This window comes from Mycobacterium kyogaense (assembly GCF_003254575.1).
Taxonomy (GTDB): Bacteria; Actinomycetota; Actinomycetes; order Mycobacteriales; family Mycobacteriaceae; genus Mycobacterium; species Mycobacterium kyogaense.
This window is the reverse complement of the sequence record NZ_QJUA01000006.1, coordinates 143,532-155,878: the sequence shown is the minus strand read 5'-3', so window position 1 is coordinate 155,878 and position 12,347 is coordinate 143,532. Positions and strand designations below refer to the sequence as shown.

General features: G+C 66.8%; 14 protein-coding genes. 8 read left to right on the top strand and 6 right to left on the bottom strand.

The window, feature by feature from the left end; genetic code table 11:
- Positions 1-4: 4 nt before the first annotated feature.
- Both DMB80_RS07000 and DMB80_RS06995 read left to right on the top strand, forming a co-directional pair.
- Positions 5-229 (top strand): hypothetical protein, encoded by a 225-nt coding sequence (locus DMB80_RS07000; RefSeq protein ID WP_240431041.1) that lies wholly within the window; start codon positions 5-7, stop codon positions 227-229.
- Between the two features lie 7 nt (positions 230-236).
- Positions 237-1,649 (top strand): NCS2 family permease, encoded by a 1,413-nt coding sequence (locus tag DMB80_RS06995; RefSeq protein ID WP_111509180.1) that lies wholly within the window; start codon positions 237-239, stop codon positions 1,647-1,649.
- On the opposite strand, the gene DMB80_RS06990 is transcribed toward DMB80_RS06995, so the two are convergent.
- The 4 genes from DMB80_RS06990 to DMB80_RS06975 are packed head-to-tail and all read right to left on the bottom strand — an operon-like array spanning position 1,607 to position 5,141.
- Positions 1,607-2,302: a TetR/AcrR family transcriptional regulator gene (locus DMB80_RS06990; protein ID WP_240431040.1), complete on the bottom strand. Its 696-nt coding sequence runs from the start codon at positions 2,300-2,302 to the stop codon at positions 1,607-1,609. The two genes, DMB80_RS06995 and DMB80_RS06990, sit on opposite strands and share 43 nt — an antisense overlap.
- 12 nt (positions 2,303-2,314) lie before the next feature.
- On the bottom strand, positions 2,315-3,187 hold the full coding sequence (locus DMB80_RS06985; protein ID WP_111509232.1) for a sugar phosphate isomerase/epimerase family protein: 873 nt from the start codon (positions 3,185-3,187) through the stop codon (positions 2,315-2,317).
- Positions 3,184-4,224 carry a Gfo/Idh/MocA family protein gene (locus DMB80_RS06980; protein ID WP_111509179.1) on the bottom strand — a complete coding sequence of 347 codons (1,041 nt, stop codon included), beginning with the start codon at positions 4,222-4,224 and terminating at the stop codon, positions 3,184-3,186. The genes DMB80_RS06985 and DMB80_RS06980 overlap by 4 nt, the downstream gene beginning before the upstream one ends.
- A gap of 11 nt (positions 4,225-4,235) precedes the next feature.
- A complete protein-coding gene (locus DMB80_RS06975; RefSeq protein WP_111509178.1) occupies positions 4,236-5,141 on the bottom strand; it encodes a sugar phosphate isomerase/epimerase family protein in 906 nt (301 codons plus the stop codon).
- Between the two features lie 156 nt (positions 5,142-5,297).
- Here DMB80_RS06975 and DMB80_RS06970 point away from each other — a divergent pair, with 156 nt between their 5' ends.
- The gene (locus DMB80_RS06970; RefSeq protein ID WP_111509177.1) at positions 5,298-6,290 is read left to right on the top strand and encodes a LacI family DNA-binding transcriptional regulator; all 993 of its coding nucleotides are present in this window, start codon (positions 5,298-5,300) and stop codon (positions 6,288-6,290) included.
- A gap of 11 nt (positions 6,291-6,301) precedes the next feature.
- On the opposite strand, the gene DMB80_RS06965 is transcribed toward DMB80_RS06970, so the two are convergent.
- Positions 6,302-6,934 carry a TetR/AcrR family transcriptional regulator gene (locus DMB80_RS06965; protein WP_111509176.1) on the bottom strand — a complete coding sequence of 211 codons (633 nt, stop codon included), beginning with the start codon at positions 6,932-6,934 and terminating at the stop codon, positions 6,302-6,304.
- Between the two features lie 90 nt (positions 6,935-7,024).
- Here DMB80_RS06965 and DMB80_RS06960 point away from each other — a divergent pair, with 90 nt between their 5' ends.
- Entirely contained in the window at positions 7,025-8,056 is a 1,032-nt protein-coding gene (locus tag DMB80_RS06960; protein ID WP_162938437.1) for an aromatic ring-hydroxylating dioxygenase subunit alpha, read from the top strand.
- An 8-nt stretch (positions 8,057-8,064) separates the two neighbouring features.
- On the top strand, positions 8,065-9,153 hold the full coding sequence (locus DMB80_RS06955) for an NAD(P)H-dependent amine dehydrogenase family protein (protein WP_111509175.1): 1,089 nt from the start codon (positions 8,065-8,067) through the stop codon (positions 9,151-9,153).
- On the opposite strand, the gene DMB80_RS06950 is transcribed toward DMB80_RS06955, so the two are convergent.
- The gene (locus DMB80_RS06950; protein ID WP_111509174.1) at positions 9,154-9,693 is read right to left on the bottom strand and encodes a TetR/AcrR family transcriptional regulator; all 540 of its coding nucleotides are present in this window, start codon (positions 9,691-9,693) and stop codon (positions 9,154-9,156) included.
- A 56-nt stretch (positions 9,694-9,749) separates the two neighbouring features.
- Here DMB80_RS06950 and DMB80_RS06945 point away from each other — a divergent pair, with 56 nt between their 5' ends.
- The 3 genes from DMB80_RS06945 to bluB are packed head-to-tail and all read left to right on the top strand — an operon-like array spanning position 9,750 to position 12,347.
- Positions 9,750-10,958, top strand: coding sequence for an MFS transporter (locus DMB80_RS06945; protein ID WP_111509173.1), 1,209 nt, complete (start codon positions 9,750-9,752; stop codon positions 10,956-10,958).
- Positions 10,951-11,724, top strand: coding sequence for a precorrin-4 C(11)-methyltransferase (gene cobM, locus DMB80_RS06940; protein ID WP_048421651.1), 774 nt, complete (start codon positions 10,951-10,953; stop codon positions 11,722-11,724). The genes DMB80_RS06945 and cobM overlap by 8 nt, the downstream gene beginning before the upstream one ends.
- The gene (gene bluB / locus DMB80_RS06935; RefSeq protein ID WP_111509172.1) at positions 11,721-12,347 is read left to right on the top strand and encodes a 5,6-dimethylbenzimidazole synthase; all 627 of its coding nucleotides are present in this window, start codon (positions 11,721-11,723) and stop codon (positions 12,345-12,347) included. Before cobM ends, bluB begins: the two co-directional genes overlap by 4 nt.

The following is a 12,347-nucleotide window of genomic DNA, read 5'->3' as shown; positions in this document are numbered from 1 at the left end:
GGCGATGATCACCGCAGCCCTTGCCGTGCCGGTCGTGGCTCTCTCCGCGGCACCGAGCGCCGTCGCACAGCCCCCCGGCTCGTGCCCGCCCGGCCAGACCGGCGTCGTCTACGGATGCACGCCGTTCTGCCTTCCGGGCAAGGCACTCGACCTGAACACCGGTCTGTGCATGCCGGTGGCCCCGCCGCCGGCTCCGGCTGCAGCTGCGTCCCCGACATCGCAGTACTGAGCCGCCGATGAACCGAGTGGACCGCTTCTTCGAGATCACGGCCCGCCAGTCGACGCTGGACACCGAGATACGCGGTGGCGTGGTCACGTTCATCGCGATGGCCTACATCATCGTGCTGAACCCGATCATCCTGTCGAGCCCGAAGGACGTCAGCGGTCAGTCGCTGAACTTCGCGCAGGTGTCGGCCACCACCGCGCTGGCAGCGGGCGTGATGACGATCCTGTTCGGTCTGATCGCACGGTTGCCGTTCGCGTTCGCCGCAGGACTGGGCATCAACTCGTTCCTTGCCACCACCGTCGTCGGTGAACTGACCTGGGCCGAAGCGATGGGCCTGGTGGTCATCAACGGTGTGATCATCGTGTTGCTGGCGGTGACCGGATTGCGCCGGCTCATCTTCGATGCGGTCCCGATGCCGCTCAAACTGGCCATCACCGCCGGTATCGGGCTGTTCATCCTGTTCATCGGGCTGGTCGACTCGGGGTTCATCTCTTCCACCAAATTGCCCTCTCCCCCAGTCGGATTGGGTAGCGGCGGCCTGGGATCGCTGACGACCGTACCGACGCTGGTGTTCATCCTCACGCTGCTGCTGACGGGCATCCTGGTCTCCCGCCGGGTGCGGGGCGGCATCCTGATCGGCCTGGTTGCCGGCACGGTCCTGGCCGTCATCATCGAAGCCATCTGGCACCTCGGATCGGCCACCGACAAGCCCGGCGGGTGGTCACTGTCGGTGCCTGCACTGTCCGGATCTCCTTTTGCGATGCCCGATCTCGGGCTCGTCGGAGAGTTCAGCCTGGGCAGCTTCAGCCGTATCGGCGTGATCGCCGCGGTGGTCCTCATCTTCACGCTGGTGTTCGCGAACTTCTTCGACGCGATGGGGACGATGACCGGGCTGTCTCGCGAGGCCGAATTGTCCGACGCGCAGGGCAATTTCCCGCGTCTGCGGGCCGCGCTGGTGGTCGAGGGTGCCGGCGCGGTGGTCGGCGGCGCGACGTCGTCGTCGTCGAATACGGTGTTCATCGAGTCCGGAGCGGGCATCGAAGAAGGCGCTCGCACCGGACTGGCCAACCTGGTCACCGGCGTGCTGTTCTTGGCGGCCATGTTCGTGTCTCCGCTGGCATCCATCGTGCCGACGGAGGTGGCCGCGGCGGCACTGGTGATCGTCGGCGCGATGATGGTCTCGCATCTACGCCACATCGACCTCTCGGAGTTCTCGGTCGCGCTGCCCGTCGTCCTCACCGTGGCCGTGATGCCGTTCAGCTACTCCATCGCCAACGGCATCGGCGTCGGGTTCATCTCGTGGGTGGTGATGCGAACCGCCGCAGGCAAGGCACGCGAGATCAGCCCGCTCCTCTGGGTGGTCGCTGCCGGGTTCGCGATCTACTTCGCCCGCACGCCACTGGAATCGCTGCTCGGCGTCTGACGTGCCGCGCGCTCGGCCGCCACGCCCGTGATCACGGCGCGGATCTGGCGCTCGATGTCTTGCCGTGTCAGCACGTCGGGAGAATCGTTGGCCATGGCGAACGTCTGGCCGCCCAGGTAGGCCATCAGCACCGAAGTCTGCTCGTCGCACAGCGCGTGATCCACGTCGAGACCGTTGTCGTGGTGCAGGGCGAGCACCAACCGCTCGGCCAGTGCCCGATGGCTCTCCGAGATCTGCCGAAAGCCCGAAGCGATGCCAGGATCGCGGCGCGCCGACATCGTCAGTTCCAGACGGGCCCGCGTCCGTGACAGCTGCGGCTCATGTCTGACGGACAGAAGCTGATCGGCCAGCATTCCCGCGATGACTCGCCCGGTGCTGTTCGGGGTGTCCTTGAACAACTCTGTGAACGTCTCCGCGTCATAACGCGCCAATTGGTCGGCGACTCCGTGCAACAGCGCAGCGCGGGTGCGGTAGTAGAACGACGTGGTGCCGTCGGGCACGCCGGCCTGCCGGTCCACCTTGAGGTGGCTCAGCCCGCGTGGTCCCTGTTCGGCCAACAACGCGATGGCGGCGTCGCACAGCAGGCGACGTCGCTCGGCAGCATTGTGCTTTCGCCTGGTCTCGACATGGTCGATCGTACGCGGCGCCGCCATCCCGCAATGGCGTCACCGGTACTTCTCCACGTACTCGGCCATCGTTTTCAGCTGGTAGCGCGACACCTCGTGGGCCGTTTCGTCTTCGGCGAACACACTCGACACCATCACGGAGTCGTCTCTGTCGTAGAAGCCGAGCCGGCCGAGGCCGCTGAAGAATCCGTCCCAGTCGACGTCGCCGTCACCGATCCTGAGGTGCTGATGCACTCGGACGGGGTTTCCTGGCGGATTCGTGATGTAGCGCAGACCGTGCGAGCGGTGGTGGTCCATGGTGTCGGCGACATGCACCAGCCGCAGCAGGTTTCCCGCTTCCGACATGATCTCCGCCATATTGCCGCCCATATGGAACGAGTGGCATGCGACGTAGACCATCCCGACGTGCGATGAGTTGACACCCCGGATGATGCGTATCGCCTCCAGGCCGTCCTCCACGAAATCGTCGGGGTGGGGATCGATTCGCACGTCGATGCCCTCCCGCTCGAAGAGCGGCAGCAGTTCCTCCATCGAGCGGAAGAACGCCCGCTCGGATTCCTCGGCCTTCTCCGGGCGTCCGGAGAACTCGGTGTTGATCACGTTGACACCGAGATCCACGGTGATCTGCACGACGCGTTTCCAGTTCCGCACCGCCGCCTCACGGGCGTCCTCATCGGGGCCTGACCACCGCAGAACCGGCAGGACCGAGGCGATGCCCACCCCGGCATCCGCGCAGGCCTTCCGGAACTTCGCCACCAATCCGTCATCGGCGCGCGGGTGGTTGAAGAACGGGATGAAGTCACGATGCGGGGTCAGCTGTAGGTGTTCGTAACCCAATTCGGCGACGAGCGCGGGAAACTCGAGCAGCGAGTAATCGTGATGGAACGGGGTGGGGTCCAGCGCGATCTTCATCGGTGCCACGCTTCCTGGATCGACGCGCGCTCGACCATGCTCACCGCGACGGGTTGTCCGGACTGCAGAGCCTGCACTCCGGCTTCGCAGACGGCGGTCGCGGCATAGCCGTCCCAGGCGCCTGGGCCGTCGACGTAGGTTCCCGTGGTGCCGCCACGGTGGACGGCATCGACCCAACGCTGGAGCTCGACGTCGTAGGCGCGGCCGAAACGCTCTGTGAAGCTCGGGCTGATGGTTCCACCCCAATGACCGGGGGCACTCTTGCGCACCAGACCGACATCGAGACCGATCATCGCGCTGCCCTTTTCGGCGACCAGCTCGGTGCGCACCTCGTACGCCACTCCGGTGGTGACGAACAGCTCGACGTCGACGTGTTTGCCGCCGGCGGTGCGCAGAATCGCGATCTGCGGATCGAACAATCCCTGGCGCGCGGCGGGATTCGGTGTCGGTGTGACGATCTGGATCGAGGTGACCTCCTCGCCGAGGAGGAATCTGGTGACATCCACCTCGTGGACGAGCGAATCGCGCACGGTCATCGCCGAGTCGAAGTTGTCAGGCACGGCGGGGTTGCGGTGCACACAGTGCAGGAGAAGGGGATCGCCGAGCTCGCCACCGTCGATGAGCGCTTTCAGTTCGACGTACTCGTCGTCGAAACGTCGCATGAAGCCGACCTGGATCAGCTGTACGCCGAGTTCGGCTTCGCGGCGCACCACTGCCAGTGAGGTCTCGACGTCGGTGGTGAGGGGCTTTTCGCACAGCACCGGCTTGCGATGCTCGAGGCAAGCGAGCAATTGTTTCTCGTGCGTCGGGCCCGGGGTCGCGAGCAGTACCGCGTCGACGTCGGGATCGGCGATCGCATCGAGCGGATCGACGATCGCGCGACAGCCGGGGATGCCGGCGGCGAGCTGCTCGGCCTTGTCGGTCACATAGTCGTTGACCACGGCCACCCTCGCTCCGGAGATGCGGGATTGGATACGGGCGACGTGGTCAGCGCCCATCAGGCCGACGCCGAGGACGGCGATTCTCAAGTCGGACATTGCAGGCGCTCCTAACGGAAGGTGACGGACGGGATGCCGCAGGACCCGAGGTATGTGCGGGTGCGCTGGGCGATGGGCAGCGGGGCGTCGACCTCGCACGGGTACATGTCCTGCTCGACGATCGCGAACACGTCGATGCCGAGACGCTCGATCTCGGCCAGCAGGGGCGGCATGTCCGGAATCCCCAGCGGTGGCTCGATCATCGCGCCGAGTTTGACGGCCTCGCCGAACGGCAGGTCCTCGGCCTCGACTTTGGCTCGCACTTCGGGATCGACCTGCTTGAGGTGCAGATACCCGATGCGTTCGGGCGCGCGGCGGATGATCGCGATGTTGTCGCCGCCGCAGTAGGAGATGTGACCGGTGTCCAGGCAGAGATTCACATAGCGACTGTCCGTCCCATCGAGGAATCGGTACACGTTGTCCTCGGTGTCGACATGGGAGTCGGCATGCGGATGGTATTGCGCACGGACACCGTAGGTTTCGAACATCGCCTTGCCGAGTGCGTTCATGCCCTCGGTCTTCTTACGCCACTGCTCGTGGGTGAGCACCCGGTCTTCGAGCACCGCCCCGGTCGACGGATCACGCCACATCTCGGGGATGACAACGACGTGCGTGCCACCCACTGCGGCAGTCAACCGCGCGACGTCCTCGATCTGCGTCCACACCGCTTCCCATGCATCGTCTTTGTGCAGATGTTCGAAAACCGTTCCGGCGGAGAGCTTCAGCCCCCGTGAGTCGAGCTCCTCGCGCAGCGTGGCCGGATCGGTCGGCAGGTAGCCGTAGGGGCCGAGTTCGATCCACTCGTAGCCCGATGCGGCGACCTCGTCGAGGAAACGGCGATACGGCGTCTGCTGCGGATCGTCGGGGAACCAGACTCCCCATGAATCCGGCGCGGAACCGACGCGAATGCTGCTCATACGGATGCCCCTCTCATCGGTTCTCTCTGCCACTTCGCCTAACGCGCGTTAGTAACGCGCGTGAGGTCTACTATGGGCGTCAGCCCGCAACTGTGTCAACCGTCACTCCCCCGAAGGATCTCGCCTGTGAGCACCGCGCGTCAGCGTCGCCCCACGATGGCTGACGTCGCCGAACGCGCCGGGGTGTCCCGCACGCTGGTCTCCTTCATCCTCGACGGCAAACCAGGCGCCAGTGACGAGACCCGCCAGCGTGTTCTCGCGATCGCCGAAGAAATCGGCTACCGGCCCGATTCTGCGGCCCGACTGTTGGCGCAGGGGCGCAGTCGCACCCTCGGCGTCATGATCGACGTCCGCCAACTCTTCCAAGCCGAAATGGTCACGTCGATCTATCCCGCCGCGGAACGCCTCGGTTACGAGGTGCTGCTCTCGGCCAATCTCCCGGACCGCACCGAAGGGGCTGTCGTGGAGTCGCTGCTCAGCCATCGTTGCGGCGCGCTGCTCCTGTTGGGTCCGTACGCCGCCCAGTCCGACTTGGTGCGGATGGCCGAGCGGGTACCGGTGGTGGTGGCGTGTCGCCGGCTGCCGGGGCTGACCGACGATGTTCCGCTCGCGACGGTACGCACCAACGACGGCAGGGGAATTCGGCAGGCGATCGACTATCTGGCGAGCCTTGGCCACCGCCGCATCCACCACGTCGACGGCGGCTCCGATCCGGGCTCGGCCGACCGCTCCCGCGCCTACCGGTCCGCGATGCGCGCCCACGGCCTGGCCGCGGAGACCGCCGTGATCGCAGGCGCTCACAACGAAGAAGCGGGTGCAGCAGCAGCCCACGCCATGCTGGCCGCGTCCGAACTCCCGACGGCGGTGCTGGCAGGCAACGATCGTTGCGCCCTGGGCATCCTCGACGTGTTCACGCGTTCAGGCATCTCTGTGCCGGAACATGTTTCGCTTGTCGGCTACGACGACAACCGGATCTCGGAGAACCCTCGCATCGATCTGACCACGATCCACCAGGATGCGCCCGACATCGCCTGCCGGTCAGTGGAACTCGCGGTGGCGATGCTCACCGACGCGCCGGTGCCCAGCAGGGACGTCGTGCTGGAGCCCACACTGGTGGTCCGCGGCACGACGGGCCCACCACGCACCTGATCGAATCCGGGTCACCCCGTCGCGTCCGAGCCGGCAAGGTAGGCCACGATCGCGCTCGTCAAACCATCCCGCGCGACATCGAGATCGTTGAAGCTGCCCAACTGCTTCTCCGAGACCAGCCCGCGCATCGCACCCGGGATGAACATCGCGACCTTGTGCACCCGATCGGGATCCACGTTCAGATCGGCGAACGCCCTCTGGCACATGTCCGCCCAGGTCTGCCCCCACGAACGCAATTCGGCCGCCGTCGCCGGGTACAGCCGGTCGAGCTCGGTGGGGTCACGAGGCAGCGCGGCCCGAAGATTCTCGATGGCGCGGGAGTCGGGAGACTCCAGCCCGTCGTAGAGCGTGTCGACGATGCCCGCGACGCGAGCGCGCAGCGAGGCGCCGCTGTCGGACGCCGTGACGGTGTCGCCGCGGCGTTCCGCGGTGTGGTGCAGCACCGCGGCCCAGAATCCGTCGGCATCCCCGAACTGATACTGGATGGTCCCCCACGTCACCCCGATCGCCTTGGCGATCCGATTGGCCGACACCGCCGCGGGATCGCCGGTGGCCAGGGCGTCCACCGCCGCGCTCAACAGCGCTCGGCGCGTTGCTCTTCCACGCCGGTTCGCCGTGCGGCCCGCGCTGTCAGGTAGCGGCATCGAGCCATCTTATCGCCGGATCACCAAGATTCATTGACACCTCTATGAACTTTTTCTAGAGTCATCGCCGAGGAGCGGAAGGGGATCGCCGTGGCCAAGCCGCCGTTGTCGATGACGCCGACCGGATGGTTCCAAGTGGCGTGGTCCGACGAGATCGGTGCCGGCAACGTCCACCGCATGCACTACTTCGGCCAGGATCTGATCGGATGGCGCACCGAATCCGGTGAGCTGTCGGTGATGCATGCGTACTGCGAACACCTCGGTGCACACCTGGGTTTCGGCGGTCGCGTGACCGGGGAGGTGATCCAATGCCCGTTTCACGGATGGCAGTGGAACACCGAGGGTCGCAATGTCTGCATTCCCTACGAGAAGCGACCCAACCGAGGCCGGCGGATCCCGTCGTTCCCCGTCGTCGAACGCAATGCCTCCGTCTACATCTGGCATGACGTACACGGCCGTGAGCCGTTCTTCGACGCGCCCGACGTGTTCGCGAGTTTCGACGACGGCTCCAGCGTCGACGATTACTACCCCCAGCAACGGCTCTTCGAACAGGGCCACGAGATGCATCCGCAGTACGTGCTGGAGAACGGCGTCGACGTCGAACACTTCCGCTATGTGCACGAGACACCGATCAACCCGGTCTTCACCCGACACGACTTCGACCAACCGATCTCCTACGTCGACTTCACGATCACCTTCGACGGAGACGAAGAGCAGGTGATCGACGACGTCCGCAGCGGCGTACAGGCGATCAACGGTGGTCTCGGCATCGCGGTAACCAAGAGCTGGGGGATGATCGACAACCGGACGATCTCCTGCGTCACCCCGGTCGACGACCGCACCTCCGATGTCCGGTTCATGACCTACATCGGCAAGCCGAAGCGAGCGCCCCGCGACCCGGAGAAGGCACGCATCAAGGCCGAGCAGTTCGGCAACGAGGTCATCAGACAATTCACCCAGGACATCTTCATCTGGTCGCACCAGCGGTACTCGGACCCGCCCGCCTTGGCGACCTCAGAAGTGCAGGGCTTCACCGCGATTCGCGAGTGGGCACGCCAGTTCTATCCAGACGGCATCGGCGGCAGTGCCGCTGAAGTCAATGCGGCACGACAGAAGGGCTGAATGAGCAGATGACGAACGCCACCCCCATCCGGGTCTTCCAAGTCGCCACCGGCAACGTCGGCTCGGAGATGATCAAGCGCATCGCCACCCAGCCGGATCTCGAACTCATCGGCGTGCACTGCTACACACCCGAGAAGGTGGGCAAGGACACCGGTGAACTCGCCGGGTTGGCGCCCAACGGAGTCATCGCCACCGGCACTGTCGAGGAGATCATCGCTGCCGCACCCGATGTCGTGACCTTCCACGGCGTCTTCCCCGACGAAGACCTCTACGTGCGGGTGCTCGAAGCCGGCATCGACATCGTCACCACAGCGGACTGGATCACCGGCTACCACCGCGACACCAACCATCCGCACCATTCCGGCAAGAAGGTGACCGAGCTACTCGCCGAAGCCTGCCGGAGAGGCGGATCGACCTTCTACGGCACCGGCATGAACCCCGGCGTGAATCAGATTCTCGGCGTCGTCGCCTCGGCCGACGTCGCGGAGATCGAGCACATCGTCACGCTCGAATCCGTCGACGTGTCATGCCATCACAGCAGGGACACCTGGATCGAGGTCGGCTACGGCCTGCCGGTCGACGATCCGAGCATCCCGGGCAAGTTGCGCAAGTACACGGAGGTGTTCGCCGACTCGGTCTACATGATGGCGGACTGCTTCGGCGTGACGCTCGACGAGGTCAGGTTCGAATTCGAGCTGGGCGCATGCACCAAGGACGTCGATCTGGGGTGGTACCAGCTGCCCAAAGGCTCGCTGGGCGGTAGCTACATCCGCTACGTCGGCACGGTCGACGGAATCCCCCGTGTCGAAACACATCTCGAATGGCAGATGACACCCCACACCGATCCGAGCTGGGACATCAAGGGCTGCTACATCACCCAGATCAAGGGCGATCCGTGCATCTACAACAAGCACATGATCTTCCCGAAACCCGGTGTCGACCTGTCGAACCCCGACAACTTCGCGTCCATCGGCATGACGGTGACGGGCATGCCCGCGATCAACGCCATCAAGTCCGTCGTCGCCGCGCCCCCCGGAATCCTGACCAGCGCCGACCTGCCTCTGCGCGGCTTCGCCGGCCGGTTCGCCCTCGGCTGATCACCGCTGAGCAGCGGCCGCGATCATCCGGTCGATCACCGAGAGCAGATCCTCGTCCGCATCGGAGGCGACGAGATGCCCGCCGAGGGCCCGGTGCAGCGCGTTGTAGTAGAGGCCGTCACCGATCAGCTTGACCGCCCGCGCCGTGTCGAGGTCACCGATCGCCTCGTGCAGGATCGACAGCCACTCGGCGGCGGCGGACTCGATGGCGGCACGCGCGCGGGGATCCCCGGCCTGCCGCAGTCGGGACGCCGCGACCAGGATCCGGTCGAGCGGGGTGCCGGCGTAGTGGGACGACCTCACGTAGTAGCGGGCCGGCCCCTCCTCGGCGACGCGCATCTGGAGTGCGTCCTCGGCGGCAAGCGTCTCCAGCCGCTCGCAGACCGCGCCGGCCAGGTGATCCTTCGAGGGGAAGTGGTAGAGGACCCCGCCCTTGGACACCCCGGCGCGCGCCGCCACCGCGTCCACGGTGGCGAACCGCTCGCCCTCTTCTGCCAGCAGTTGTGCGTAGGCATCGAGGATGCGATCACGCGAGGACATGGGGCCAGCCTAAAACCCGGTGGTTTACTACACCGTCTGGACGGTACAGTCCGCGCATGGGGATCTACCGGGAACTGTTCCGCGTGCCCCGCGTCCCGAACATCACCGCGGCACAGCTGTTCGCGCGGCTGCCGCTCGGCATGCTCTCTTTGGCGATCCTCGTGCACGTCGAGCACCGCACCGGCTCCTACGCCACCGCAGGAGTGGTGGTCGCCTGCCTGACTGTCGGCGAAGCGATCGCCATGCCGCTCACGTCACGTATGGCCGGTCGGGGTGACCGCACCACGGCAACGCTGGCGATCTGCGCCGCGGTCAACGGCGCCAGCATGCTCGGACTCGCGCTCGCAACCTTCTCGGGTCCGCCGTTGATGGCGCTCGGCCTGCTGGTCGGGGCGTCGGTGCCGCCCCTGATGCCCGTCGTCCGCGCGTTGTACCCGCAGATGCTGCCCCGCGACGGCGTGCGCGCGCTCTTCGCGCTCGACACCACCGCCCAGGAGATGATCTGGGTCATCGGTCCCGTGGCGGCCATGGCCCTCTCGACACTGGTGTCCACGGCGATGCCACTGATCGCCTCGGCCGCCATCACGGTGGTGGGCACGGCATGGTTCCTGGCCAGCGCCCGCGGGCTGCGTCCCCGCTCGGGTCCGCGCGCCCGTGGTCGTCGCCGGGTCCTGGGCCGCCGCAGCGTGCTGCTGGCCATGGTCGCCGGGTGCGCGCTCGTGGGCTCGTTCACCGCGCTGGAAGTCGGAGTGGTGGCCGAGCACGGCAACAGTGGCCTCACCGCGGGCGTTGCCATCGCGCTGGCCAGTGTCGGATCCGTGCTGGGCGGCCTCACCTTCGGGCACCGCCGCCTCGGCCTGGGCGGCGTCGTCACTGCCCTGTCCGTCGTGGCGGTGGGAACTGCGGCGTTCGGGCTCACCCACGTCCTGGCGCTGCAGATGTGTGCCCTGTTCGTCTCCGGCATGGGCTTCGCACCGGCGATGTCGGCGCTGTACTTCATGGTGTCGCAGGACGTCGACGAGGACGTGGCCACCGAGGCGTTCGGGTGGCTGCACAGCGGCGCGCTGATCGGCGCCGCGCTGGGCACATCAGCCGCCGGTGCGGCCACCGACGCGCACGGTCCCGCCGGTGCGGTCGCGGCGGCGACACTGTTCGCGGTCGCCGCGGCGCTGAGCCCGCTGGTGGCTCGCGCGACAGGACGCGTCGGGGGCCTGGAGGAACCAGCGGCGCCGGAGCCCTGTCCTACACTTCGGGTCGATGGATGACGACCGGGCAGTTCAGTTCGTCGGTGCCGGCCCGGGTGCCGCCGATCTGCTGACGGTGCGGGCCACACGCATGCTGGCCGACGCCGAGGTCGTGCTCTATCCCGGCAGCTATCTCGATCCCGAGGTCCTCGCGCACTGCTCCCCTGCCGCCGAACTCGTCGACACCGCCGAACTCGACCTCGACGACATCGTCGAGCGCATCGTCACCGCCCACCGGGCCGGGCGCCGCGTGGTGCGACTGGTGTCGGGCGATCCGTCGGTGTACTCGGCGCTGTCCGAGCAGACCCGGCGGCTCGATGCGGCCGCCGTGCCGTGGGCGGTCACTCCGGGCGTCCCCGCCTACGCGGCCGCCGCCGCACGCGTGGGACGCGAGCTCACCGTGCCGCTGGTCGCGCAGTCGGTGGTCCTGACGCGCACCCAGCAGCGCTCCACCGCGATGCCCGAGACCGAAACGCTCGCCGCGTTCGCCACCACCCGCGCCACACTGGTGCTGCATCTGGCGATCACCCGGATACGGGAACTGATGGCCGAACTGACTCCCCACTACGGAGCGGACTGCCCCGTGGTCGTCGTGTACCGCGCCTCCCAACCACAGGAGGTCGTGCTGCGGGGGACGGTGTCCGACATCGCCGACGCCGTACAGGACGCTGGATTTCGTTACGCCGCAGTCATTCTGGTGGGTCGAGCGCTGGCTGAACGCAGCGATCCGTGCGCCGGCGAGAGCCATCTGTACGACCCGGCGCGGGATCGGTCCATCCGACCGTGACCGACCTGTACGACGTCATCCGGCGGCGCCGCGACACGCGCCGTGAGTTCACCGGCGAATCCGTACCGGACGACGTCCTCGAGCGCGTACTGCTGGCCGCCCACGCCGCTCCGTCGGTCGGCATGAGCCAGCCGTGGGATTTCGTCCTGGTGCGCTCACCGGAGACGCTCCGAGCGTTCCGCGACCATGTCGCGACCGAACGTGAGGTCTTCGCCTCGACGCTGACCGGCGAACGCGCCGAGACGTTCTCGCGCATCACGATCGAGGGGATCTGTGAATCCGGACTCGGCATCGTCGTCGGTTACGACCCCACCCGCGGGGGTTCGCAGGTCCTCGGCCGCCACGCCATCCCCGACGCCGGGCTCTACTCCGTCGTGTGCGCGATCGAGAACCTCTGGCTCGCAGCCACTGTCGAGGATCTCGGCGTCGGCTGGGTGTCGTTCTTTCGCGAGGACTTCCTGCGGACCCTGGTCGGTATGCCTGCCCACGTCCGGCCGGTCGCCTGGTTGTGCGTCGGTCCGGTCGTCGACGTTCCCGAGGTGCCCGACCTCGAACGCTTCGGCTGGCGGGCCCGCAGCCAACTCTCCTCCGTCGTGCACGAGGAGCGTTACCGCGCGCGGTGA